The organism is Streptomyces sp. NPDC058000 (assembly GCF_042886435.1).
Taxonomy (GTDB): domain Bacteria; phylum Actinomycetota; class Actinomycetes; order Streptomycetales; family Streptomycetaceae; genus Streptomyces.
In genome coordinates this window covers 52,047-75,602 of the sequence record NZ_JBHVQS010000007.1, presented here as the reverse complement: position 1 = coordinate 75,602, position 23,556 = coordinate 52,047, and the positions used below count along the sequence as shown (strand labels likewise).

The 23,556-nt window shown below is 72.6% G+C and carries 22 protein-coding genes; 13 read left to right on the top strand and 9 right to left on the bottom strand.

Annotated features, from left to right (window positions below; translation table 11 throughout):
• Nucleotides 1-43 precede the first annotated feature (43 nt).
• From ACFVT2_RS10245 to ACFVT2_RS10235, 3 genes are all read left to right on the top strand, one after another.
• The gene (locus tag ACFVT2_RS10245) at nt 44-955 is read left to right on the top strand and encodes a DUF4097 domain-containing protein (protein WP_390014654.1); all 912 of its coding nucleotides are present in this window, start codon (nt 44-46) and stop codon (nt 953-955) included.
• 2 nt (nt 956-957) lie between these two features.
• The gene (locus tag ACFVT2_RS10240) at nt 958-2,217 is read left to right on the top strand and encodes a helix-turn-helix transcriptional regulator (RefSeq protein ID WP_390014652.1); all 1,260 of its coding nucleotides are present in this window, start codon (nt 958-960) and stop codon (nt 2,215-2,217) included.
• 500 nt (nt 2,218-2,717) lie between these two features.
• Nucleotides 2,718-3,488: an antibiotic biosynthesis monooxygenase gene (locus tag ACFVT2_RS10235; protein ID WP_390014650.1), complete on the top strand. Its 771-nt coding sequence runs from the start codon at nt 2,718-2,720 to the stop codon at nt 3,486-3,488.
• 27 nt (nt 3,489-3,515) lie between these two features.
• Here the strand turns inward: ACFVT2_RS10235 and ACFVT2_RS10230 are convergent, their stop codons facing one another.
• Together ACFVT2_RS10230 and ACFVT2_RS10225 are read right to left on the bottom strand one after the other, a co-directional pair.
• On the bottom strand, nt 3,516-4,478 hold the full coding sequence (locus ACFVT2_RS10230) for a zinc-binding dehydrogenase (RefSeq protein ID WP_390014647.1): 963 nt from the start codon (nt 4,476-4,478) through the stop codon (nt 3,516-3,518).
• 193 nt (nt 4,479-4,671) lie between these two features.
• Entirely contained in the window at nt 4,672-5,901 is a 1,230-nt protein-coding gene (locus tag ACFVT2_RS10225; protein ID WP_390014644.1) for an NADP-dependent malic enzyme, read from the bottom strand.
• A gap of 562 nt (nt 5,902-6,463) precedes the next feature.
• Here ACFVT2_RS10225 and ACFVT2_RS10220 point away from each other — a divergent pair.
• The 4 genes from ACFVT2_RS10220 (at nt 6,464) to ACFVT2_RS10205 (ending at nt 10,310) form a co-directional block, all read left to right on the top strand.
• On the top strand, nt 6,464-7,447 hold the full coding sequence (locus ACFVT2_RS10220) for an ABC transporter substrate-binding protein (RefSeq protein WP_390014642.1): 984 nt from the start codon (nt 6,464-6,466) through the stop codon (nt 7,445-7,447).
• 83 nt (nt 7,448-7,530) lie between these two features.
• Nucleotides 7,531-8,469: an amino acid ABC transporter permease gene (locus ACFVT2_RS10215; RefSeq protein WP_390014640.1), complete on the top strand. Its 939-nt coding sequence runs from the start codon at nt 7,531-7,533 to the stop codon at nt 8,467-8,469.
• Between the two features lie 53 nt (nt 8,470-8,522).
• Nucleotides 8,523-9,275, top strand: a complete 753-nt coding sequence (locus tag ACFVT2_RS10210) for an amino acid ABC transporter ATP-binding protein (RefSeq protein ID WP_390014961.1) — start codon at nt 8,523-8,525, stop codon at nt 9,273-9,275.
• 306 nt (nt 9,276-9,581) lie between these two features.
• Nucleotides 9,582-10,310, top strand: a complete 729-nt coding sequence (locus ACFVT2_RS10205) for a CGNR zinc finger domain-containing protein (protein WP_390014638.1) — start codon at nt 9,582-9,584, stop codon at nt 10,308-10,310.
• Here the strand turns inward: ACFVT2_RS10205 and sodX are convergent.
• A complete protein-coding gene (gene sodX, locus ACFVT2_RS10200) occupies nt 10,223-10,678 on the bottom strand; it encodes a nickel-type superoxide dismutase maturation protease (RefSeq protein ID WP_390014636.1) in 456 nt (151 codons plus the stop codon). The two genes, ACFVT2_RS10205 and sodX, sit on opposite strands and share 88 nt — an antisense overlap.
• A gap of 164 nt (nt 10,679-10,842) precedes the next feature.
• On the opposite strand from sodX, the gene sodN reads away from it, so the two are divergent.
• A complete protein-coding gene (sodN, locus tag ACFVT2_RS10195; protein ID WP_390014633.1) occupies nt 10,843-11,238 on the top strand; it encodes a superoxide dismutase, Ni in 396 nt (131 codons plus the stop codon).
• 183 nt (nt 11,239-11,421) lie between these two features.
• On the opposite strand, the gene ACFVT2_RS10190 is transcribed toward sodN, so the two are convergent.
• Complete coding sequence (locus ACFVT2_RS10190) at nt 11,422-12,381, bottom strand: LysR family transcriptional regulator (protein WP_390014630.1); 960 nt, start codon at nt 12,379-12,381, stop codon at nt 11,422-11,424.
• 243 nt (nt 12,382-12,624) lie between these two features.
• Here ACFVT2_RS10190 and snpA point away from each other — a divergent pair, with 243 nt between their 5' ends.
• Nucleotides 12,625-13,287: a snapalysin gene (gene snpA / locus ACFVT2_RS10185; RefSeq protein ID WP_390014627.1), complete on the top strand. Its 663-nt coding sequence runs from the start codon at nt 12,625-12,627 to the stop codon at nt 13,285-13,287.
• 241 nt (nt 13,288-13,528) lie between these two features.
• Here snpA and crcB (ACFVT2_RS10180) read toward each other — a convergent pair whose 3' ends face one another.
• The 3 genes from crcB (ACFVT2_RS10180) to crcB (ACFVT2_RS10170) form a co-directional block, all read right to left on the bottom strand.
• Complete coding sequence (crcB, locus tag ACFVT2_RS10180) at nt 13,529-13,885, bottom strand: fluoride efflux transporter CrcB (protein WP_390014625.1); 357 nt, start codon at nt 13,883-13,885, stop codon at nt 13,529-13,531.
• Nucleotides 13,882-14,268: a DUF190 domain-containing protein gene (locus ACFVT2_RS10175; protein WP_390014959.1), complete on the bottom strand. Its 387-nt coding sequence runs from the start codon at nt 14,266-14,268 to the stop codon at nt 13,882-13,884. The genes crcB (ACFVT2_RS10180) and ACFVT2_RS10175 overlap by 4 nt, the downstream gene beginning before the upstream one ends.
• Nucleotides 14,269-14,363: 95 nt before the next feature.
• Nucleotides 14,364-14,801, bottom strand: a complete 438-nt coding sequence (crcB, locus tag ACFVT2_RS10170; RefSeq protein WP_390014623.1) for a fluoride efflux transporter CrcB — start codon at nt 14,799-14,801, stop codon at nt 14,364-14,366.
• A 233-nt stretch (nt 14,802-15,034) separates the two neighbouring features.
• Between crcB (ACFVT2_RS10170) and ACFVT2_RS10165 the strand changes: the two genes are divergently transcribed.
• The gene (locus tag ACFVT2_RS10165; protein WP_390014620.1) at nt 15,035-15,811 is read left to right on the top strand and encodes a FadR/GntR family transcriptional regulator; all 777 of its coding nucleotides are present in this window, start codon (nt 15,035-15,037) and stop codon (nt 15,809-15,811) included.
• On the top strand, nt 15,808-17,088 hold the full coding sequence (locus ACFVT2_RS10160) for a CynX/NimT family MFS transporter (RefSeq protein WP_390014617.1): 1,281 nt from the start codon (nt 15,808-15,810) through the stop codon (nt 17,086-17,088). Before ACFVT2_RS10165 ends, ACFVT2_RS10160 begins: the two co-directional genes overlap by 4 nt.
• Before the next feature lie 48 nt (nt 17,089-17,136).
• Here ACFVT2_RS10160 and corA read toward each other — a convergent pair whose 3' ends face one another.
• Complete coding sequence (corA, locus tag ACFVT2_RS10155; protein ID WP_390014956.1) at nt 17,137-18,222, bottom strand: magnesium/cobalt transporter CorA; 1,086 nt, start codon at nt 18,220-18,222, stop codon at nt 17,137-17,139.
• 139 nt (nt 18,223-18,361) lie between these two features.
• Nucleotides 18,362-19,906, bottom strand: coding sequence for an MFS transporter (locus tag ACFVT2_RS10150; RefSeq protein WP_390014614.1), 1,545 nt, complete (start codon nt 19,904-19,906; stop codon nt 18,362-18,364).
• Between the two features lie 148 nt (nt 19,907-20,054).
• On the opposite strand from ACFVT2_RS10150, the gene ACFVT2_RS10145 reads away from it, so the two are divergent.
• Complete coding sequence (locus tag ACFVT2_RS10145; RefSeq protein WP_390014612.1) at nt 20,055-21,068, top strand: helix-turn-helix transcriptional regulator; 1,014 nt, start codon at nt 20,055-20,057, stop codon at nt 21,066-21,068.
• Nucleotides 21,069-21,153: 85 nt separating this feature from the next.
• Nucleotides 21,154-23,439: a heavy metal translocating P-type ATPase gene (locus ACFVT2_RS10140; protein ID WP_390014609.1), complete on the top strand. Its 2,286-nt coding sequence runs from the start codon at nt 21,154-21,156 to the stop codon at nt 23,437-23,439.
• Nucleotides 23,440-23,556 lie beyond the last annotated feature (117 nt).

Sequence of the window (23,556 nt, the reverse complement as noted above, 5' to 3'; positions counted from 1 at the left end):
GACGCGATATGTTGCGTGTCTGCCTACCCAGGGGAGGTCAGGTATGTCAGCCCGGACCGAGTGGACGGTCTCCGCACCACGCACACTGGAGATCGAGGAACCCGTCAGCGCCCTCTCCGTGCGCCTGATGGGCGGCACCGTCAACGTCGTCGGCACCTCCGAGGGCGGGCCGGCCCGGCTGGAGCTCTCCGAGCTGCACGGCCCGCCGGTGACGGTCTCCTACGAGGACGGCACCCTCTCCGTCGGCTACGACGACCTGCCCTGGAAGGGCTTCCTGAAGTTCCTGGAGCGCAAGGGCTGGAACCGCAGCGCGGTGGTCTCGGTGACGGTGCCGGCCACCACCCGCGTCGAGGTCGGGGTGGTCGGCGCCGGTGCGGTCGTCTCCGGCGTCTCGGGGCGCACGGAGCTGCGCGGGGTGAACGGGGACTGCACCCTCGTCGGACTCTCCGGTCCGGTCCGCGCCGACACCGTCTCCGGCAACGTCGAGGCCCAGGCCCTGACCGGCGACCTCCAGTTCAACTCCGTATCGGGCGATCTGACGGTCATCGAGGGCATCGGCGGCGCGGTGCACGCCGACTCCGTCAGCGGTGACATGGTCCTGGACCTGGACCCGGCGGCGGGGGCGGAGATCGACCTGACCACGGTCTCCGGCGAGATCGCCATCCGGCTGCCCGACCCGGCCGACGCCAAGGTGGACGCGGGCACCACCACCGGCGCGGTCACCAACGCCTTCGACGACCTGCGGGTCACCGGCCAGTGGGGCGCCAAGCGGATCACCGGCTCGCTGGGGGCCGGCACCGGCCGGCTCAAGGCCACCACCATCTCCGGCTCCCTCGCCCTGCTGCGCCGCCCCGCCGACGAGGAACCGGGCGGCCCCGCCGACGAGAGGCCGGACGGCGCACCGGGCGACGGCCCCTCCCCCACGACCCCACCCGCCGGGAAGAAGGTGCTCTGAGCATGCCCCCCGTCTTTGCCCACGGCCGCCTGCGGCTCTACCTCCTCAAGCTGCTCGACGAGGCCCCGCGGCACGGCTACGAGATCATCCGCCTCCTGGAGGAGCGCTTCCAGGGGCTCTACGCCCCGTCCGCCGGCACGGTCTACCCCCGACTGGCCAAGCTGGAGGCCGAGGGCCTGGTGACCCACACCACCGAGGGCGGCCGCAAGGTCTACTCCATCACCGACGCCGGCCGCGCCGAACTGGCCGACCGCGGCGGGGAACTCGCCGATCTGGAGCTGGAGATCCGCGAGTCGGTGGCGGCCCTCGCCTCCGACATCCGCGCGGATGTCAGCGGCTCGGCACGCGATCTGCGCCGGGAGGTCCGGGAGGCCGCCCAGCAGGCCCGGGCGGGCGCCGGGAAGGCCGGTGCGGGGAAGGCCGGTGCCGGGCAGAGCGGGCGCACGGGCCCCGCCGGTGGACGGCCGTTCCCGGAAGCCTCGGACTACTTCGACGGTGCGTTCGGCGACAAGGACGCCTGGCGCCAGGCGAAGGAGGAGTTCCGGCGCGCCAAGGAGGAGTGGAAGGAGCAGGCCCGCCGCGCCAAGGAGGAGAGCCGCCGCGCCAAGCAGGACGCCCAGCGGGCCCGCAAGCAGGCCAGGGACGCCCAGGTGTTCGCCCGCGAGGAGGTCCAGCGGGTCATCAAGCACGTCCAGGAACAGGCCCAGGGGGCGATGCGCACCGGCGACTGGTCGGCGGCGGTGCGGGACGCACTGTCCGAGGTGTCCCGCGAGGTCGGCCGGTACACCGGCGCCACGTCCGGCACCGATACGGCCGACGAGCACGGGCGGACCGCCCCGGACGCCGCGGACGCCCCGGACCGCAGCGCCACCGCGGACCACGGCACGGCCCAGGACGGCCCGCGGATCACGGTCGAGCGGATCGACCTCACCAAGGAGGCCCCCGAGGCGGGGACTTCGGAGTCCTCGGAAGCACCGGAGTCCCCGGAAGCACCGACGGCCCGGGCTGCGCACGCCCCCGAGGAGCCCGCCGCGCCCGCGTGGGCCACCGAGCCGGGCAGCGGCGACCCGGCCCGCGACTTCGACCGCCTGCTGGACCGTTTCCGGGACGACCTGCGGGACGCCGCCCGCGACCACGGCGTCACCGCGGCACAGCTCACGGAGTCCCGCCGCCGGTTGGCGGCCACCGCCGCCCACATCGGCACACTGCTGCGCCGCCCGGGGGCGGACGACACGCACACGCAGGCGGACCGGGAGGCGTAACGGCCGGTCCACCGGTCCAGGCAGGTGCGGTCCGCACGGGGGACGGACCGCACCCGCCTGGACCGGTGGGTCGTTCTGCGCCGGGCCGGTGGGACGGACCGCACCGGGCCGGTGGGACGGACCGCACCGGGGCCAGTGGGTCGCACCGCACCGGGGCCGGTCCGCCGGTCCGCGCCGGGGGTGCCGACGGCTGTCCCGGCTGTGGGCCGCCCGCCCGGCCTTCGTGGCTCGGCCTTCGGCAGCTCTGCCCGCAGCCGGCGGAACGCGGCGACGGCGCGGAGCCCGGCCCGCGGGTCCGGGTCGCCCGCCGGTCCGGGTCGCTCGCCCGCGCGGCGGGATCCGTTGCTTCGGGCATGGCTGTCCACTTGCATGGACAGCCTGAGCCGCGCCGACCGCGGTTGACACCTCGGCGCACGCCAACCTCCTTGACCTCAACCAGGCTTGAGGAAGCAGCATCGTGCCCGACGCCCCAGGACCGCCCGGCACGAAAAGGAGCCCCCATGCCCCCGACCGCCACCACCCCGGCCTCGGCCCCGGCCCCCGCCTCCGGTTTCCCGGACGTCCGGCGGCCCGACGCCGGCACCGTCCTGATCAGCCCCTGGGTGGTACCCGCGGCCCGCTTCCAACGCGCGGCGGCCGACGCGGTACTGGCCGCCTGGGAGGAGCAGCAGCGCCCGGCCGCGATGCTGGCGCTCACCACGTTCCTGAGCACCGACGGCGGCCACGTCCTCAACTACGCGCAGTGGACGGACGACGCCGCCCACCGGGAGTGGGTCCGCACCCGGCGTCCCGCGGCCATCGCCCCCATCGACCAGACCATCCCGGGCATCCGCCGTCCGGGCCTGATCCGCTATCGCCGCTACCGCAGTCACGTGGCCCAGGAGCGCGCCGCCCGGACGCCGGCGTTCCTGGTGACCCCGACGTTCGCCACCACCGGGCCGGAGGCCCAGCGCACCCTCGCCGACACCGTGTTCCGGATGGTGGCCGAGGAGCCGGTACCGGGGCTGCTCGGCGCCCACTTCCACCTCTCGCAGGACGGCGGACGGGTGCTCAACTACGGGGAGTGGGTGGACGCTTCGGCCTGGCGGGCGTTCGCGGCCGGCGCCGCCGCGGCCGGGCTCCGGGCGGCGATCGAGGCCCTGCCCGGTGTCGCCCCCGCCCCGGCGGTACCGCTGGACGACACGGGCGCGGGCACGCCCGGCGTACCGGACGTGCCCGGCTACGTCCTGCACCGGAGCCTGGTCAACGTCCCGCCGCCCGGGCGCGGCTGACGCCCGGGACGGGCCCGGCCCGGCGGCTCAGACGGTCAGCACGATCTTCCCGAAGAGTTCGCCCTCGGCCATCTTCCCGAAGCCCTCGCGCGCCCGGTCCAGCGGCAGTGTGGAGTCGATCACCGGCCGGATGCCCTTGGCGGCGCAGAAGCTGAGCAGCCCGGCCAGTTCCTCCTTGCTGCCCATCGTCGAACCGACGATCTTCAGCTCCAGGAAGAAGATCCGGTTGAGCTCCCCGCTCTTCGGCGTGAAGCCGCTGGTGGCGCCGGAGATGACCAGAGTGCCGCCGGGCCGCAGCGACTTCACCGAATGCGACCAGGTGGCGGCGCCGACCGTCTCGATCACCGCTTCCACCCGCCGGGGCAGCCGCTCGCCGGACGCGAACGCCGCCTCGGCGCCCAGCTCCACCGCGCGCTTGCGCTTGGTCTCGTCCCGGCTGGTGGCGAAGACCCGCAGGCCCGCGGCGGCGCCCAGGACGATGGCGGCGGTCGCCACCCCGCCGCCGGCGCCCTGGACCAGCACGCTGTCCCCCGGCCGGACCCCGGCGTTGGTGAACAGCATCCGGTACGCGGTCAGCCACGCGGTGGGCAGGCAGGCGGCCTCCGCGAAGGACAGCTCCGCGGGCTTGGGGAGGACGTTCCAGGTGGGCACGGTGACCCGCTCGGCGAAGGTGCCCTGGTAGCGCTCGGTGAGGATGGACGGCTTCTCGTTCGGGCCGACTCCGTGGCCGGTCTGCCCGATGACGGAGTGCAGGACGACCTCGTTGCCGTGCTCGTCGATGCCTGCGGCGTCACAGCCGAGGATCATCGGGAGCGACTCCTCGGTGATCCCGACGCCGCGCAGCGTCCACAGGTCGTGGTGGTTGAGGGAGGCGGCCTTGACGTCGACGGTGGTCCAGCCGGGGCGGGCGGCGGGGGCCGGGCGCTCCCCCAATTCGAGGCCGTTCAGCGGCTGGTCGCGGTCGATGCGGGCGGCGTAGGCAGCAAACATGATCCCAACGTAGGCCGCGGGCGGGCCCCGCGACAGCGGGCGCGGGTGTGACACGCGCCGCCCCGCCGGGGTCGCGGACGACCGGATTCCCACCGCTCTTTCCGGCCACCGCCCCCTATGCCGGACGGGCCGGGCCGTCACCCACGAGGGGTGCCGGCCCGGCCCGTCAGCGATCTCCGCGGGGGGCGGGAGGTCAGCGCCGGGCGACGCCCTCCGCACGGGCGGCGGCGGCGACGGCCGCGGTGACGGCCGGGGCGACCCGCTCGTCGAACGGCGAGGGGATGACCTTGTCCGCGCTGAGCTCGTCGGCGACGACGGCGGCCAGCGCCTCCGCGGCGGCGAGCTTCATGCCCTCGGTGATCTGCGAGGCGCGCACCTGCATGGCGCCGGCGAAGATGCCCGGGAAGGCCAGCACGTTGTTGATCTGGTTCGGGAAGTCGCTGCGCCCGGTGGCGACCACCGCGGCGTACTTGTGGGCGACGTCCGGGTGGATCTCCGGGTTGGGGTTGGCCATCGCGAAGATCATCGATTCCTTCGCCATCTTCGCCACCGCCTCCTCCGGCACCGTGCCGCCGGAGACGCCGATGAAGACGTCGGCGCCGTCCAGCGCGGTCTCCAGGGAACCGGTCAGGCCCGCCTTGTTGGTGAAGCCGGCCAGCTCGCGCTTGACGTCCGTGAGGTCACCGCGGTCCGCCGAGACGACGCCCTTGCGGTCGCAGACCGCCACGTCGCCGATGCCCGCCTCGACGAGGATCTTGGCGATGGCGACCCCGGCCGCACCGGCGCCCGAGATGACCGCCCGCAGGTCGCCGAGCTCGCGCTGGGTGAGCTTGGCGGCGTTGCGCAGCGCGGCCAGGGTGACCACGGCGGTGCCGTGCTGGTCGTCGTGGAAGACCGGGATGTCCAGGCGTTCCTTGAGCTTCTGCTCGATCTCGAAGCACCGGGGCGCCGAGATGTCCTCCAGGTTGACGCCGCCGAAGGACGGCGCGAGGCGGACGACGGTGTCCACGATCTCGTCGGCGTCGGTGGTCGCGAGCGCGATCGGGACCGCGTCCACACCGCCGAACTGCTTGAAGAGGATGGCCTTGCCTTCCATCACAGGAAGGGATGCCTCCGGCCCGATGTCGCCGAGGCCCAGCACCGCGGTGCCGTCCGTGACCACGGCCACGACCTGGGACTTCCACGTGTAGTCGTGCACGAGCTCGGGCCGCTCGGCGATGGCGCTGCACACCTTGGCGACGCCCGGCGTGTACGCGAGGGACAGGTCGTCCTTGTCGCGCACCGGGACGGTTGCCTGGACGGCCATCTTGCCGCCGCGATGCAGCGCGAAGGCCGGATCGAAGAATTCGCCGGACGTGCCGTCCGCGCCTTCTTCCGCGCCCGTCGCGTTGTCGCTGCGAGGATTGACGATCTCCGCTGCCACTGTTCTCTGACCCCTTTGTCGTAAATCTGTTGAGGGTGGCCACTCCCTGGTTGGGGGGTGGGCGGGCACCGCGTCCGCGCCCTGCACAGCGGATAGCCACCGCGCGGGGGGAGGTACGGACGCCGGGCGCGCCGCACACGCGCCCTGAGCCCCGGATGAGGGGTGTAACGACCCTTTCTACCGGACGGGCGTGCAAGGCGACGAGTTAGATTCGTTACCTACCGGTACAGGGCTCCGACATTAGCGACGGAACGCCCGAAATCGCCGAAGATCCCCCGCGACTGTCCGAATTCCGAGACAGGGCCCTCTCCCCTCACTTCGCCTTCGGTATCGGCGAGAGGTGATTCCCCTTGTGCCGCAAGGCCGACGACGTACCGCGCTCGTCCGTTATCCGATTTTGACCTGTACGACAGTCCGAATACCGGAGTCCGGATGGCAAGATTCCGTCACCGACCGAGGGCCGACGGCCAAAGGTGCCCAAAGGTGTGTGCCCACCCCCTTCTCACCAGCACATCGGCTGCCCACACTGGCACGTCGGTTACCCATCCGCAGGAGGATCCGCATGACCGCAGACTCCACCCGCCGCGCGGCGGCCGGCAGGTCCGGTAAGTCCGTCAAGACTGCCGCCGCAATAGCCACGGTCACCGCTTCGCTGTTGCTGCTCAGCGCCTGCGGTGACCAGACCGACGCGGCGATCGCCCGGCGGGAGGCGGCCAAGAACCGCAATCCGCACGCCCCGCTGTTCAGCAAGCTCCCCAAGGACGTCCAGGACAAGGGGATGCTCCAGGTCGGCTCGGACATCACGTACAAGCCGGTGGAGTTCCGCTCGAACGGCAAGGTGGAAGGGATCGATCCGGATCTCGCGGCGGCAATCGGTAAGGAATTGGGCATCAAGCTCAATTTCAACAACGCCACCTTCGACACCCTCATGGGTGGGCTGAAGTCCCAGCGCTATGACCTCGCGATGTCGGCGATGACGGACACCAAGGACCGCCAGCAGGGCATCGACAGCACCACCGGTAAGAAGATCGGCGAGGGTGTCGATTTCGTCGATTACCTCAACGTCGGCGTCTCGCTCTATACGCAGAAGGGCAAGACCAAGGGCATCGACGGTTGGGAGACCATGTGCGGCAAGAAGCTCGCCGTGCAGCGCGGCACCGTCTCCCACGACCTCGCCAAGGACAAGTCCAAGGCCTGTGAGGCGGGCGGCGAGCAGCCTATCTCCATCGAGGCGTTCGACAACGACTCCGAGGCCCAGACCCGCCTGCGGACCAGCGGTGTGGACGCGGTCTCCAGCGACTACCCGGTCGCGTCCTACGCGGTGAAGGTCTCCGGCGGCGGCAACGACTTCCAGATGGTCGGCGGCGCCCCGCTCAAGGCGGCCCCGTACGGCATCGCCGTCCCCAAGGGACAGGAGCAGCTGCGCGACGCGATCAAGGCGGCCGTGGAGCTGGTGATCAAGAACCACGCGTACGACGGCGTCCTGGCCAAGTGGAACGTCAGGGACGCCGCGATCAAGGAAGTGCAGATCAACGGCGGCACCTGAGCCGGCGACCGGCCCCGTTCCGCCGGCGCGCCCCGCGCGGCCCACGCACGCCTCTCCCGCCACACGCTGAAAGGCTTTCCTCCGTGTCAGTTGACGTCGACAAGCCGGCCGAGCCGCCGGCGGCCGCTCCGCCGGCCCAGCCCGAGCCCATCAAAGCCATACCGGTCCGCCACTACGGGCGCTGGGTCGCCGCGCTCGTCGTCATCGGGCTGCTGGTGCTGCTCGTCCGGGCCTTCGCCGCCGGCAAGGTCAACTGGGGCGCGATACCGGAGTACATGTTCAACGCGGACATCCTCAAGGGCCTGCGCAACACCCTGTGGATCACCGTGCTGGCGATGGTGATCGGCATCGTGCTGGGCGTGATCCTGGCGGTCATGCGGCAGTCCAAGAACCCGGTGACCAAGTCCGTGGCGTGGTTCTACGTCTGGTTCTTCCGCGGCACCCCGGTCTACGTCCAGCTCTTCCTGTGGTTCAACCTCGGCCTGGTCTTCCAGTACATCGACATCATGCCGATCTACAAGGACGAGTGGTCGGACTTCATGACCCCGTTCCTGTGCGCGCTGCTCGGACTCGGACTCAACGAGGCCGCGTACATGGCCGAGATCTGTCGGGCCGGTCTGAACGCCGTCGACGAGGGCCAGACCGAGGCGGCGCACGCCCTGGGCATGAGCCACGGCAGGACGCTGCGCCGGATCGTCGTGCCGCAGGCGATGCGGGTGATCGTGCCGCCGACCGGCAACGAGGTCATCAACATGCTCAAGACCTCGTCCCTGGTCATCGCGGTCCAGTATTACGACCTCCTCCAGGCAGCGCAGAACGTCGGCCGGGACTCCGGTGTGGTGGTCGAGATGCTGATCCTGGCCGCCGCCTGGTACCTGATCGCCACGACGGTCCTCAGCATCGGCCAGTACTACCTGGAGCGCTACTACGCCCGCGGCTCCAGCCGCCAGCTTCCGCCCACCCCGTTCCAGCGCATCAAGGCGAAGCTGGCCGGCCTGAACCGTGCCGGAGGTACGGCATGAGCAAGAGCAAGAGCAAGACCGTGAGCACCGGCTCCGGCAAGGCCGCGGTCCCGATGGTCAAGGCCGAGGGCGTCCACAAGTCCTTCGGTTCGGCGCACATCCTCAAGGGGATCGACCTGGAGGTGGCGCCCCGGGAGGTCTTCTGCCTGATCGGCCCGTCCGGTTCCGGCAAGTCGACGTTCCTGCGGTGCATCAACCACCTGGAGAAGATCAACTCCGGCCGGCTGTCGGTCGACGGCGAGCTGGTCGGCTACCGCGAGAGCCACGGCAAGCTCTACGAGCTGCGCGACCGCGAGGTCGCCGCCCGCCGGCGGGACATCGGCATGGTCTTCCAGCGCTTCAACCTCTTCCCGCACATGACCGCGGTGGAGAACATCATGGAGGCGCCGGTCCAGGTCAAGGGCGAGTCCAAGGCGTCCGCGCGGGAGCGGGCGGTCAAGCTGCTGGACCGGGTCGGACTGGCCGACAAGGCCGGCAACTACCCCTCGCAGCTCTCCGGCGGCCAGCAGCAGCGGGTGGCGATCGCCCGGGCCCTGGCCATGGAGCCCAAGCTGATGCTCTTCGACGAGCCGACCTCGGCCCTCGACCCGGAGCTGGTCGGCGACGTCCTGGACGTCATGAAGGACCTGGCGGCCGACGGCATGACGATGGTCGTGGTGACCCACGAGATGGGCTTCGCCCGTGAGGTCGGCGACTCGCTGGTCTTCATGGACGACGGCGTGGTCGTCGAGTCCGGCCACCCGCGCGACGTGCTCACCAACCCCCAGCACGAGCGGACCCAGTCGTTCCTCTCCAAGGTCCTCTGAGGACCCCGGGCCCGGACGTTCCCGGACCTGCCGCGGCGGCGCGGCGGGCGGCACCCTCGCGGTGCCTCCCGCCGCGCCGCGCGCCGTTCCGACGCCGGGCGTAGCCGCTGCGCGGGGCTTTTCGCCCGTCCCCTCCCGTGGGTGGTCATGAAGACGGTGGGTGGCGGCGTGTGTCGGTGGGCCACTGCGGGTCGTCTACTGATGGGTGACCGGCAGACGGCCACTCCGGCCCGTAATACCCTCGTACTGACAACACTCATTACGCATGGGTACTCGCACTTAGACGCGCCCCCGTAAGGACTACAAGTGGAACTGGCCTATTACTCGGATTACGCCGTGCGACTGGTCAACACCGAACAGCCCGAGCGCGGCGGGGACTCCCTGACCTCGGTCGAAGCGGTCCGTGAACTCTTCGGCGCGGCCCAGCAGGCCGCCCGGCGGGCCACCGAGAGCGATGTCACCCGGCTGCGCACGGTCCGCGCCCGGCTGCGCGCGATCTTCGAGGCCGCCGACCGCGGCGACGAGGTGCTCGCCGTCGACCTGCTGAACGCGCTGATGATGGAGTTCCCGGTCAGCCCGCAGATCTCCGGCCACGAGTCCCGCGACGATGGGGGCACCTCCCGCTCATGGGGGTCCTCCCGCGCATGGGGGTCCCCCCGCGCGAGCGAAGCCGAGAGTGGGGGAGAAGCCGAGAGTGGGGGAGGAGCCGAGAGTGGGGGAAGCCGCCCCAACTGGCACATGCACATCGCCGACCACGCCGCCAACGCCACCGCCGGCTTCACCGCGACCGCCTGCATGGGACTGGCCTTCCACCTCACCGAGCTCGGCGTGGACCGGCTGGGCATCTGCGAGGCCAAACCCTGCCGCAACGCCTACCTGGACACCTCCACCAACCGGTCCCGGCGCTACTGCTCGGACCGCTGCGCCACCCGCGCCAACGTCGCCGCCTACCGCGCCCGCAAGCGCCGGGAGAGCGGCCTCACCGCCGAGAGCACCCAGGCGCCCCAGTCGAGCACCGCCCGCGGCGAGCGCTGAAGGCCGCGCGGCGGCCGCACCCGCAGCCAGGCCCGGGCGATCACCAGCTCGTCGGGGACCACCCCGAACTCCCGGCTGTCGTTCTCCACGTACGGATTGTCGCCGCGCACCCACCAGCCGCCGTCCCGCCGCTCCACCGCGCGCTTGACGATCAGCAGGTCCTGCCGGAACGGATGCCGCAGCACGACCACGTCACCGGGGCGCACCACCGCGCCGTACTGGACCACCAGCTGGTCCCCCGGTTGGAGCGTCGGCACCATCGACGGGTTGTAGACCTCCGCCAACCCGAACGCCCGCAGCGGCCCGCCGCGCACCGGCTCCGCGCCGCCGCCGCTCTCCTGCTCCGGCTCGCGCACCCGCTCCGGCATCCGTACCTCCCGGTCCAGCCCCCGTACGACCTCACCGGACCATCCTCCATCAGTCCCGGCCCGGCACCGGACTTTTGCCCTAAGACCCCCGGGGCGCCCGAGAAAAGCCTTCCCGCACCGAGTAATCTCGCACCTGAGAAGACGATCACGAGGAAGGACTGAACATGCTCTCCCGCCTGTTCGCCCCCAAGGTCAAGGTCAGCGCCCACTGCGACCTGCCTTGCGGTGTCTACGACCCCGCCCAGGCCCGCATCGAGGCCGAGTCGGTCAAGGCCGTCCAGGAGAAGTACCAGGCCAACGAGGACCAGGACTTCCGCACCCGCGCCGTCCTGATCAAGGAGCAGCGGGCCGAGCTGGCCAAGCACCACGTCTCGGTGCTGTGGAGCGACTACTTCAAGCCTCCGCACTTCGAGAAGCACCCGGAGCTGCACCAGCTGGTCAACGACACCCTCAAGGCCCTCAGCGCGGCCAAGGGCTCGAACGACCCGGCCACCGGCCAGAAGGCCCTGGACCTGATCGCCCAGATCGACAAGATCTTCTGGGAGACCAAGAAGGGCTGAGCTCGCCTCATCCCTGCTGACCTGCGGTCTCCCTGATCGCCTGGTCGTCGACCGCACCCGGTCCGCACCCCGCCGCAACCCGGCGGCACTGGCGGGCCGGGTGCGGTCGTTCCGGGGCCGGCGCGGACGTCCCCGGTCCGCTCCGCGACCGGCGATAGCCCCGAGCTATAAGCCCCTGACGTCTCAGCGCCCGGACGCCAGCACGCCGCCGTGCCGAACCAGCCAGTCGTGGTACGCCTCGCTGGCCCAGGCGATCTCCATATAGGCGGCGGTGAGGTCGGCGAACAGGTCGTCGGCGGAGGCGGCCGGCGGGCCGTCCGCGCGGCAGGCCATGAAGAGCCGGACCGCCAGCGGGTCACCGTGCAGCGGGCGGATCGCCATGCCGGGGCGGGAGCGGGCGGTGGGCTGGCAGGGCGTGACCACCTCGCCGGCCATGACGAGGTCCACGGCGGTGAGGTAATCGCCGTGCACCACCCGGGGGTTGATGCCGGCCGCGGCCCAGATGCGGCGCAGGCCGGCCCATTCGCCGTCCACGGTCGGGTCGACCATCCACTGGTCGGCGGCCAGGTCACAGACCCGGACGACGGTCCGCCCGGCCGCCGGGTGGCTCTCCGCGAGGGCGATGAACTGCGGCTCCCGGGCGAGGAGTTCGTGCGCCACCAGGCCGTCGGGGATCCGGAGCGGGGCGCCCTCGACCTCGTGCACGAAGGCCGCGTCGAGCTGCCCCATCGCGACCATGTGGAGCAGGGCGTTGGCGGACACGTCGGTCCGTATCGTGGTGTCGGTCTCCGGGAGCCGGGCGCGCAGCCGGCGCAACCAGCCCGCGACGGCCGGGCTGTTCGTGCTGCCGATCCGCAGCCGGGTGCCTTCCTCCCGGACCGATACCGAGGTGATGTCCTCGACAAGCGCGCGCATTTCGGCCACTATCGGCCGGGCGCGGCAGAGCACCGAGTGCCCGAGCGGGGTGGGGCGACTGCCGGTCGGCTCGCGGAAGAAGAGCTGGCCGCCCAGGGCCTTCTCGATGCGGTGGAGCTGGGTCGTCAAGGAAGGCTGCGTCATCCCCAGCTGCCGGGCCGCCTTGCGCACGCTGCCGGTGTCGGCGATGGCGCACAGGGCGCGAAGATGCCTTACCTCTAGCTCCACGCCGGGAGCATAAACGCGCGGGCGCGGCTCACACCAGACTCTCAGGCCGGTCCGAACTCTGGCTCTTCACCAGCACGTTGGCTCGCGGCCACCGGGGGTATTGGCTCGCGCTATCGCCACCTGGCATCTCCGCCCCACGGGTGAACTCCGTCCACACTCGGCGGCACCAAGAAATCCGCAGGGCCCCGGCCGCCGCCCCACACGGCGGCCGTACGGCCTCTCGGAAATTAAGGAGCCCCCCACATGAGATCTCCCAAGACGGCGCTGTCGGCTGCGCTCGGTCTGGGCCTTGCCGCCGCGCTCGCCGCGGCGGCCCCGGTGTCGGCCACGTCCCTCACCGCACACTCCGCCCCCCACCACAGCACCTCCGCCTCGATCGCCGCCTACACCGGGTCGACGGCGGAGAAGGCGAACACCAAGGCGTTCTTCGAGGCCGTCATGAAGTCGGCCCGGGCCAAGATGAAGGCCAACCCGCACCTGAAGTCGGTCACGGTCACCTACGACCCGAGCGCCGCCCCGACCTTCGCGAACGAGATATCCCAGAGCGCCTCGATCTGGAACAGCGCCGTCCAGAACGTCAAGCTGCAAGCGGGCAACGGCGGCGACTTCCAGTACAAGGAGGGCAACGACCCGCGCGGTTCGTACGCCAGCACCGACGGCCACGGCAAGGGCTTCGTCTTCATCGACTACAACCAGGCCCAGCAGTACAACCGCACCCGCATCGTGGCGCACGAGACCGGTCACGTACTGGGCCTGCCGGACCACTACGAGGGCCCTTGCAGCGAGCTGATGTCCGGTGGCGGGCCCGGCCCCTCCTGCCAGAACACCCAGCCGGACGACAATGAGCGCGCCCAGGTGGACCAGCTCTGGGCGAACGGCCTGGCCGGGGCCCGCTTCGGCGGCTGACCTGCAAGGCCGTCCCTGGACGCGGCACGGCGGTCGGCCCGCCGTCCCCCGGCCGGGCTGACGGCGGCCGGGCAGATGACGGGCCCGGGCTGACGGAGCCGGTACCTGGCGGCCGGCTCCGTTCCCCCCACCAGCCCTCGCAATCCGTACGTCCGCCCATGCGGTGGGGCTCCTACCCGAGCCCCACCGCTCGCGTGTGCGCGGGGACTTGCGGGAGGGTCGGGGATCCTTGAGGAACGGGTCAGAGGGCGCGGCCGAGGGCCACTCCGGTGCAGGCGGCGGCCAGTCCGACCGCCAGGCTCACCCCGATGTTGAGCGCGGCGTACCGGCGCGCCCCGTCGGCGGCCAGCCGGAGCGTCTCGTAGGAGAAGGTCGAATAGGTCGTCAGCGCCCCGCACAGGCCGGTGCCGAGCAGCAGTTGGACGTGCGGGGACGCGGCCGCGCCGGCCAGCAGGCCGAGGATCAGGCTGCCGACGACGTTGATCGCACAGGTCCCCCAGGGGAAGACCGTGTCGTGCCGGGCCTGGACGAAGCGGTCGGTGAGGAAGCGCAGCGGTGCCCCGACCATGGCACCGGCCACCACCAGCAGCCAGTTCACCCGGTCGTGCCCTCCCCGCCGGCGGCTGTGCCCGGCCGGCTCCGGAACGCCAGCACCTCGCACGGGTCGAGGGTCACCAGGCCCCCGCCCGCCAGCAGTTCGGTCAGTTGCGGGAGGAACGCCCGCACCCGCTCCTCGGTGTCCACGACGATCACCGCCACCGGCAGCTCCTCGCTGAGCGACAGCAGCCGCTGGGTGTGGATCAACGAGGTCGCCCCGAAGCCCTCGACGCCGCGGAAGGCGCTCGCCCCGGCGAGGCCCGCCGCGCGGGCGCGGTGCACGATCTCGGCGTAGAGGGGCCGATGGTGCCAGACGTCCTGCTCGCCGACGAGGACGGTCAGCCGCAGGGCGGGGCTTCCGACCGGGCCCGCGGCCGGCTGCACCGGACCGGCCGCCGGGCCGGCCGTCCCGCCGCCCGTCGCGCTGTCCGTCCCACCGTCCGGCCGGTGTTCGGTCCGGTGGTCCCTCCGGTGGTCCGTCATGCCGTCCGCCGCCTCAGCCCGAAGAGCGTCCTGGTGGCGCTGCCGGCGAGCGCCACCGCCGCGAGCGCGGCGAGCAGGGTGCCGGCGAGGTAGGCCAGTGCGAGCGTCAGTCGCCCGGCGGCCAGCAGGCGCTGGATGTCCACGGTGTAGGTCGAGAAGGTGGTGAAGCCGCCGAGAATGCCGGTGCCCAGGAACGGGCGGAGCAGCCGGTGGGCCGCCCACACCTCGGTGATCAACACCATCAGGACGCCCATCAGGGCGCAGCCGACCACATTGACCAGCAGCGTGGTCCAGGGGAAGGCGGCGCCGGCGGTCGGCCAGAGCAGGCCGACGCCGTAGCGGGCCGCGGCACCGATGGCGCCGCCCACCGCCACCGCACCGATGACCGGCCACTCGCCCTGCCAGGGCAGCGGCCGGCGGGCTCGTTCTTCCATGGTCCGCGGGTCCTTCTGTCCGTGTGTGCGGCCGGCACCGGAGTCGTTCACCGGGTGGCCGGCCGGCCCGCCCCACCGAGGGGCATCGCCGCCCTCAGGCTAAGCCCGGTCATTTGACACCGCTAAACATGGGATGTTCCCATCACCGGTAGAATTCGATGTCCTGTCAGTGGGGCGCCGCTGGGGCACCGCCACCCGCGGCCCCGCGGAACGCGAACGAGAGGACGGCGCCGATGCCGCTGCGCAGTACCGCCCGCACCAGCCTCGTCGAGTTGGTCATCGAGCAGATGGAGCGGCTGATCGCCGACGGCGAGTGGCCGGTCGGCGCGAAGATCCCGGCCGAGCCGCTGCTCGTGGAGCAGTTGGACGTCGGCCGGAACACCGTCCGCGAGGCGGTCCGCGCCCTGGTGCACACCGGGATGCTGGAGCCGCGACAGGGCGACGGGACGTACGTCCGGGCCCGCAGCGGCTTCGGGGCCGCCGTCCGGCGTCGACTGCGCCGGGCCGCCAACCTGGAGGCGTACGAGGTCCGCGCCAGCCTGGAGCGGGACGCCGCCCGCCATGCGGCCGAGCGCCGCACGGACGAGGACCTGGCCGCGCTGCGGGAGGCGCTGGCGGTGCGCGGCCGGGCCTGGGAGGCCGGCGACGTGGCCCAGTTCATCGAGGCGGACATGCGCTTCCACCAGGCGGTCGCGGCCGCCGCCCACAACAGTCTGCTGGCCGAGCTGTACGAGCAGTTCAGCGACGCCCTGCGGGGGACGCTGCGGGCCGTGGTCGGCACGCCGCTGCTGCCCGAAGCGGTCCGCCACCAGATCGACGCGCACACCGCGATCGTCGACGCCATCGAGGCCCGGGATCCGGACGCCGCCGAGCGGGCGGCGCTGGCCCACCTCGCCGAGGCGGCCGACGCCCTGCGCGCGGAGCCGGCGGACGGCAACGGCACCCCGGACGGAACGGCAACCGGGGCCGGAACAAACGGACATGACGGGACTACGGAGGAACCCCAGTGAGGACACACGGACCGGCATCGGGCATAGCGGAGGCCGGGCCGCGGCCGGCCGGCGCGGCGACGGCCGCGGTACCGGACGTCCCCGTGCCCGCCGGCGCCACCGGCCGCCGCGCCCTCCACCTCGGGCTCGGGGTCGTCCTGCTGGCGCTGAACCTGCGCCCCGCGCTGGTCGCGGTCTCCCCGCTGGTCGGCACCATCCGGTCCGACAGCGGGATGTCGGCGGCCGCCACCAGTCTGCTGACCGCGCTGCCGCTGCTCTGCTTCGGACTGCTGGCGCCGCTCGCCCCGCGGCTGGGCCGGCGCTTCGGCATGGAGCGGTCGCTGCTCGGCACCATGGTCCTGATCTGCCTGGGCACCGGGCTGCGGCTGCTGGACTCGGTGGTGGCGCTGTTCGCCGGGACGGTCGTGATCGGTGCCGGGATCGCCGTCGCCAACGTCCTGCTGCCCGGTCTGATCAAGCGGGACTTCCCGGCGAAGGCGGGCCTGATGACCGGGCTCTACTCGATGTCGCTGTTCGGCGGCGCGGCGCTGGCGGCCGGCGTCACCGTTCCGGTACAGCAGGCCGCCGGGCTCACCTGGCAGGCCACGCTGGCCTGTTGGGGCGTGCTGGCGGTGCTCGCGTCGATCCTCTGGCTGCCGCAGCTCCGCAGCCGTACCCAGGTGGGCGAGGCCGCCGCCCGCCAGGCCGCGCACCCGGTCCGCGGTCTGTGGCGCTCCCCGCTGGCCTGGCAGGTCACCGGCTACATGGGGCTCCAGTCGCTGAGCTACTACGCGGCCGCCGCCTGGCTGCCGACGATGCTCAAGGACGCCGGGCTGAGCGCGGGCGACGCCGGCTGGATGCTGTCGTTCTCCTCGCTGCTGGGGATCGCGGGCTCGTTCCTGGCTCCGGTGATCGTCGGTCGCCGGCTGCGGGCCGGCACGCTGGCCGCGCTGGGCGCGGTGCTGTGCGCGGCGGGCTTCGTCGGGATCTGGGCGGCGCCGGTCGGCGGCGCGTACCTGTGGATGACGCTGTTGGGCCTGGGGCAGGGTGCGGCGATCAGCCTGGCGCTGCTGTTCATCGTCCAGCGCGCCCCGGACACCCGGCACACCGCCCAACTCTCCAGCATGGCCCAGTGCTTCGGCTACGTCCTCGCCGCCACCGGACCGGCGGTGCTGGGCGCCGTACACGATGCCTCGGGCACCTGGACGGTTCCGTTGGCGGTGCTGCTGGTGCTGTTGGTGCCGCAGGTGGCGGCGGGGTTCGGAGCCGCCCGGCCGCGGCACGTCGCGGGGCGGTGAGCGCACGGGGCGGTGTGCCGCCCCGGAGCCGCCGTCCGACGACCGGGTCTACAGCCAGCCGTTCCGCTTGAAGCCGCGGTGCATCAGCCAGCAGACCCCCACCATCAGGGCCATCACCAGCGGGTAGCCGAAGGTCCAGCTCTTCTCCGGCATGTACTCGAAGTTCATCCCGTAGACGCCGGTGACCATGGTGGGGACGGCCAGGATCGCCGCCCAGGCGGACATCCGGCGCATCGCCTCGTTCTGGGCGTTGGCGACCTGGGCGAGATGTGCCTGGAGTATGGAGTTGAGCAGTTCGTCGAAGCCGGTGATCCGCTCGCGGACCTGGTCGAGGTGGTCCGCGACGTCCCGGAAGTAGGTCTTGGTCCGGGGGTCGATGAACTGGAGGGAGCGGGTCGCCAACTCCTGGAGGGGGCGGTCCAGCGGGGTCACCGCCCGCTTGAATTCGAGGAGTTCGCGCTTGAGCTGGTAGATCCGGTCGGCGCCGCGACTGCCGCGCACCGAGAAGACCTCGCTCTCGACGTCGTCGATGTCGTCCTGGACGGCGGCGGCGACGTCGAGGTAGTCGTCCACGACGAGGTCGGCGATGGCGTGCAGCACCGCGGACGGGCCGAGCGCGAGCTGCTCCGGGTCGCGCTCCAGTTGCTCGCGCAGCGGGCCCAGCGAGCCGTGGCCGCCATGCCGCACCGTGATCACGAAGTCGACGCCGGTGAAGACCATGAGCTCGCCGGTGTCGACGACCTCGCTGGTGTCGGTCAGCTGGTCGTGCTCGACGTAGCGGACGGTCTTGAAGACGGTGAACAGCGAGTCGTCGTAGTGCTCCAGCTTGGGGCGCTGGTGGGCGTGGACCGCGTCCTCGACGGCGAGCGGGTGCAGCCCGAACAGCTCGACGATGCCGGCGAACTCCACCTCGGACGGTTCGTGCAGGCCGATCCAGACGAAGCCGTCACCGGTCCGCCGGACCTGTCGAATGGCTTCCTCGGCCGGCAGACTGCCCTCCTGGCGCACCCCGGACACGTAGACCGCGCAGTTCACCACGGCGGTGCCGAGCGGCGAACGGGCGGGATGGCTGAGGTCCACCCCGCCCTGACGCGGCTGCGGCAGCTGGGCGGCCTTGCGGAGATTGCTGATCATCGACACCGGGCCAGTATCGCCCGCGGGGGCACACCGGAGGTACGGCCCGGGCCTGATTTTGCGCACTCCGCACCGCGCCGTGGTCGGAGCCGTGCCGTCCATTTGCCCGCGCGCCCCGGGCGTGCGCTCCGCGCGCCGGTCAGGGGACGAGCGCCGGCTGGTCCGCCGCGGCCCGCTCGGGCGCCGCGGGCTCCTCCTGGGGCAGGCTCTGCACCCGGGCCCGCCGGGGCAGCCGGAACAGCAGGCCGAGGACGAGCACCAGCCCGCCGGCGATCCACCACAGGGCGTGCGTGGTGGCGGCCACGAAGCCGGCGCCGCCCGGGCCGTCCACCGCGCCGAAGAACGCCACCGACGACAGCGCCAGGCCCAGTGCCATGCCCACCTGACCGGTGGTGTTGAAGATGCCGGAGGCCGAACCGGAGTGCCCGACCGGCACCTCGGAGAGCACCGCATCGGTGATCGGCGCGATGATCAGGCCCATCCCGGCCCCCATCAGGACCATCGCCGGGGCCATCTGCCAGGACTGCATCGCGGTGCCGTAGTGGTCGGCCTGCCAGAGGTAGAGCAGGGTGCCGCCGAGCATGATCAGTGCGCCGGCCTGGAGCACCGCGCGGCCGAAACGGGGCACCAGCTTCTGGACGGACAGTCCGGCCGCGGCGGAGCAGGCCAGCGAGAACGGCAGGCCGGTCAGCCCGGCGTGCAGCGGCCCCCAGCCCAGCCCGAGCTGCATGTACAGCGTCCAGATGAGGAAGAACAGGCCGCTCACCACGCCGAAGGTGAGCTGGACGCCGACGCCGGCGGCGAAGGTCTTGATCCGGAACAGCGAGAGCTCGACCAGCGGCGAGCCGTCCTTGCGGGCCTTGAACTGCTCGTAGCGGACGAACCCGGCGAGGACCAGCGGCCCGGCCGCCATGGCGACGAAGCCCCAGACGGGCCAGCCGGCCTCGCGGCCGTGGGTGAGCGGGTAGAGCACCAGCAGCAGGCCGAGGGTGAGCAGCGCGGTGCCGACCAGGTCGAGGCGGAGCGCGGTGTCCGAGCGGGACTCGGTCAGGAAGCGGCGGCCGAAGAGGATCCCGAGGACGCCGACGGGGAGGTTGATCAGGAAGATCGGCCGCCATTCCAGGCCGAAGAGGTTCCCCTGGGTGAGCAGGGCGCCGATCAGCGGGCCGCAGACCGCGCCGAGGCCGACCACCGCGCCGAACATCCCGAAGACCTTGCCGCGCTCGTGGGCCGGGAAGCTGACGTGGATGATCGCCAGCACCTGCGGCACCATCAGCGACGCCGTCGCGCCCTGCAACACCCGCGCGGCGACCAGCATCGCCGGGTCCGCGGCCAGCCCGCACAGCGCGGAGGCGACGGTGAAGCCGCCCATCCCGAGCAGGAAGAGCTTCTTGCGGCCGTGGATGTCGCCGAGCCGGCCGCCGGTGATCAGGCCGATGGCGAAGGCCAGGGCATAGCCGGCGGTGACCCACTGGAGAGCGCCGAACCCGGCGCCGGTGTCCTGTCGGATGCTGGGCAGCGCAATGTTGACGATGGTCGCGTCGACCAGGTCCATGAAGCTCGCGGTCAGGACGACGGCGAGGGCTATCCACCGTCTCCGGTCGGCGGACGGGGGTCCGTCGCCGGCCGGCGCGGCGGGGGTCGGATCGGCCGGCGCGGCGGGGGTCGGATCGGGCGGGGTCATGCGGAACTCCTGGCGGTGCCGTGAACGAGCGGAAGGGACGTGCCGGGGGCCCCCGCTGCGTTGGCGGTGCGTACCGTCCCGGACGTCCTCGACACTAAGCCCCGTCTAGGACAGTTTCCGTCCTACTTCCTGCGCCATCATCGTCCCCATGAGTGAGACATCGGCACGTCTGCTGAACTTGCTGTCGCTGCTCCAGACGCCCCGCGAGTGGCCCGGCCGGGAGCTGGCCGACCGGCTGCGGGTCACCACCCGGACCATTCGCCGCGACGTCGAGCGACTGCGCGAGCTCGGCTATCCGGTGCACGCCACGATGGGCGCGGAGGGCGGCTACCGGCTGGCCGCGGGCACCGCCATGCCGCCGCTGCTGCTGGACGACGAGGAGGCGGTGGCCATCGCGGTGGGCCTGCGCTCGACCGCCGGGCACACCATCGCGGGCATCGAGGAGGCGTCGGTCCGGGCGCTGGCCAAGCTGGAGCAGGTGCTCCCGGCCCGGCTACGGCGGCGGGTGGGCACGCTGGGCACCGCCACCGTCCCGATGCCGGCCGGCGACGGCCCGACCGTCGATCCGGAGCACCTGGCGGTGCTGGCCGCGGCGATCGCCAACCACGAGCGGGTGCGCTTTCGCTACCGCGCCGGTGCGGGGGACCTCAGCCGGCGCCTGGTGGAGCCGCACCGACTGGTCGCCGCGGGCCGCCGCTGGTACCTGGTGGCGTTCGACAACGACCGCGACGACTGGCGGATCTTCCGGGTGGACCGGCTGAGCGAGCCGTTCGCCACCGGCGTGCGGACCGCGCCGCGCGAGCTGCCGGCCGCGGACGCCGGGGCGTACGTCCGGGAGCGGATGCGCGGGATGGCGGTCACCTACCGGGCGGTGGCGACGGTGTACGGGCCGGCCGAGGAGATGGCCGGCCGGCTCGGCGGCCGGGCGGCGGGCGAGGTCGAACCGCTCGACGAGGGCAGCTGCCGCTGGCGCAGCGCGCCCGAATCGCTGGAGTGGCTGGCGCTGCGGCTGGCGTTGCTGGGCCGGGAGTTCACGGTGCACGAACCGGCCGAGCTGACCGGGTACCTGCGGGCGCTGGGCGGCCGGGCGCTGCGGGCCGCCGGAGCCGCCGAACCGGACGCCACGGCGGCGCCCGACCCGGGGAATACCCCAGGGGGGTAAAGTGTTTGCGGGGTCGGCGGAGAGTGGACGGGACGCCGGCCGCCCCCGGTGCCACACGGCCCCGCGAACAGGAGGAGCAGCCGTCATGACCACCGCGATCGATGGGCCCGTGGTCGAGCTGGAGATCGGCGGTATGACCTGCGCCTCGTGCGCGGCCCGCGTCGAGAAGAAGCTCAACCGCATGGACGGGGTCACCGCCACCGTCAACTACGCCACCGAGAAGGCGCAGGTGACGCTCGCCGAGGGCAGCGGCGTGGCGACCGCCGACCTGATCGCCACCGTGGAGAAGACCGGCTACACCGCCACGCTGCCCGAACCCCCCGCCCCGGAACCGCCCGCCGACGACGCCGCCGGCGGCCCGGCCCCGGGCGCGGACGGTGTCGTCGACGGTCCGCTCGCCGCCCTCCGGCAGCGTCTGCTCATCTCCCTGGCGCTCTCCGTCCCGGTGATCCTGATGGCGATGGTCCCGGTCCTCCAGTTCACCAACTGGCAGTGGCTGTCCCTGACCCTGGCCGCCCCGGTGGTGGCCTACGGGGCATGGCCGTTCCACCGGGCCGCCTGGACCAACCTGCGGCACGGCGCGGCCACCATGGACACCCTGATCTCCATGGGCACCCTCGCCGCCTTCGGCTGGTCGCTGTGGGCGCTGTTCTTCGGTACGGCCGGGATGCCCGGGATGACCCACCCCTTCGAGCTGACCATCGCCCGCACCGGCGGCAGCGGCGCCCTCTACCTGGAGGCCGCGGCCGGCGTCACCACCTTCATCCTGGCCGGCCGGTACTTCGAGGCCCGTGCCAAGCGGAAGGCCGGTGCGGCCCTGCGCGCCCTGCTGGAACTGGGCGCCAAGGACGTGGCGGTGCTGCGCGGCGGCCAGGAGGTCCGGATCCCGGTCGGCGAGCTGCGCGCGGGGGACCGCTTCGTCGTCCGCCCCGGGGAGAAGATCGCCACCGACGGCCGGGTGGTGGAGGGCTCGTCCGCCGTGGACGCCTCGATGCTCACCGGCGAGTCCGTCCCCGTGGAGGTCGCCCCCGGCGACACCGTCACCGGCGCCACCGTCAACGCGGGCGGCCGGCTGGTCGTCGAGGCCACCCGGGTCGGCGCGGACACCCAGCTCGCCCGGATGGCCAAGCTGGTGGAGCACGCCCAGAACGGCAAGGCGGCCGCCCAGCGGCTCGCCGACAAGATCTCCGCGGTCTTCGTCCCGGTCGTCATCGCGCTCGCCCTGGCCACCCTCGGCTTCTGGTTCGGCACCGGCCACGGCGCGGTCGCCGCGTTCACCGCCGCGGTCGCCGTGCTGATCATCGCCTGCCCGTGCGCGCTCGGTCTGGCGACCCCGACCGCCCTGATGGTCGGCACCGGCCGCGGCGCCCAGCTCGGCATCCTGCTCAAGGGGCCCGAGGTCCTGGAGACCACCCGCACCGTCGACACCGTCGTCCTGGACAAGACCGGCACCGTCACCACCGGAGTGATGACCCTGACCGACGTCCACCTGGCCGACGGGGTGACCCGTGCACAGGCGCTGCGCCTGGCCGGTGCGCTGGAGCACTCCTCCGAGCACCCCATCGCCCGGGCCGTCGCCACCGCCGCCCAGGAGGCCGAGCCCACCGGCACCCTGCCGGTCCCCGAGGGCTTCGCGAACGTCCCCGGTCTCGGCGTGCGCGGCTCCGTCGAGGGGCACGCCGTCCTGGTCGGCCGGGAGCGGCTGCTGAACGACCGCGGCCAGCAGCTGCCGTCCGCGCTGGCCGCCGCCAAGGACGCGGCCGAGCGGGCCGGGCACACCGCGGTCACGGTCGGCTGGGACGGCGCGGCCCGCGCCGTCCTGGTGGTCTCCGACGCGGTCAAGCCCACCAGTGCCGAGGCGGTCCGCCGGCTGCGCGCGCTGGGGCTGACCCCGGTCCTGCTGACCGGCGACAACCGCGCGGTGGCCGAGTCGGTCGCCGCGGAGGTCGGCATCGACGAGGTGATCGCCGAGGTCCTGCCCGAGGACAAGGTCGCCGTCATCGAACGCCTCCAGGCGGAGGGCCGCTCGGTCGCCATGGTCGGCGACGGGGTCAATGACGCGGCCGCGCTGGCCCGCGCCGACCTGGGCCTGGCGATGGGCACCGGCACCGACGCCGCCATCGAGGCCGGTGACCTCACCCTCGTCCGCGGCGACCTGCGTACCGCGGCGGACGCCATCCGGCTCGCCCGGGCCACCCTCGGCACCATCCGCACCAACCTGTTCTGGGCGTTCGGCTACAACGTCGCCGCGCTCCCGCTGGCCGCCGCGGGCCTGCTCAACCCGATGATCGCCGGCGCCGCGATGGCGTTCTCCTCGGTCTTCGTCGTCGGCAACAGCCTCCGTCTGCGGCGCTTCCGCGCCCTGGTCTGAGCCGCTCCCCGTCCGCACCGGCCCCGGCCGCGCACCGCGCCGCCGGGGCCGACACGCGTCGGAAGCCTCTAGTTCTGGCCGCTGAACGTTGGTGATTCGCACAGCCGTCCGGCGCCG

Excerpts from the sequence above, each read along its gene's own strand:
- sodN (WP_390014633.1), top strand. The coding sequence starts at position 10,843 with ATGCTCTCCCGCCTGTTCGCCCCCAAGGTCAAGGTCAGCGCCCACTGC.
- ACFVT2_RS10240 (WP_390014652.1), top strand. The coding sequence starts at position 958 with ATGCCCCCCGTCTTTGCCCACGGCCGCCTGCGGCTCTACCTCCTCAAG.
- ACFVT2_RS10220 (WP_390014642.1), top strand. The coding sequence starts at position 6,464 with ATGACCGCAGACTCCACCCGCCGCGCGGCGGCCGGCAGGTCCGGTAAG.
- sodX (WP_390014636.1), bottom strand. The coding sequence starts at position 10,678 with ATGCCGGAGCGGGTGCGCGAGCCGGAGCAGGAGAGCGGCGGCGGCGCG.
- ACFVT2_RS10150 (WP_390014614.1), bottom strand. The coding sequence starts at position 19,906 with ATGACCCCGCCCGATCCGACCCCCGCCGCGCCGGCCGATCCGACCCCC.
- ACFVT2_RS10145 (WP_390014612.1), top strand. The coding sequence starts at position 20,055 with ATGAGTGAGACATCGGCACGTCTGCTGAACTTGCTGTCGCTGCTCCAG.
- crcB (WP_390014623.1), bottom strand. The coding sequence starts at position 14,801 with ATGGAAGAACGAGCCCGCCGGCCGCTGCCCTGGCAGGGCGAGTGGCCG.
- ACFVT2_RS10140 (WP_390014609.1), top strand. The coding sequence starts at position 21,154 with ATGACCACCGCGATCGATGGGCCCGTGGTCGAGCTGGAGATCGGCGGT.
- ACFVT2_RS10210 (WP_390014961.1), top strand. The coding sequence starts at position 8,523 with ATGGTCAAGGCCGAGGGCGTCCACAAGTCCTTCGGTTCGGCGCACATC.
- ACFVT2_RS10230 (WP_390014647.1), bottom strand. The coding sequence starts at position 4,478 with ATGTTTGCTGCCTACGCCGCCCGCATCGACCGCGACCAGCCGCTGAAC.
- ACFVT2_RS10165 (WP_390014620.1), top strand. The coding sequence starts at position 15,035 with ATGCCGCTGCGCAGTACCGCCCGCACCAGCCTCGTCGAGTTGGTCATC.
- ACFVT2_RS10235 (WP_390014650.1), top strand. The coding sequence starts at position 2,718 with ATGCCCCCGACCGCCACCACCCCGGCCTCGGCCCCGGCCCCCGCCTCC.
- corA (WP_390014956.1), bottom strand. The coding sequence starts at position 18,222 with ATGATCAGCAATCTCCGCAAGGCCGCCCAGCTGCCGCAGCCGCGTCAG.
- ACFVT2_RS10245 (WP_390014654.1), top strand. The coding sequence starts at position 44 with ATGTCAGCCCGGACCGAGTGGACGGTCTCCGCACCACGCACACTGGAG.
- snpA (WP_390014627.1), top strand. The coding sequence starts at position 12,625 with ATGAGATCTCCCAAGACGGCGCTGTCGGCTGCGCTCGGTCTGGGCCTT.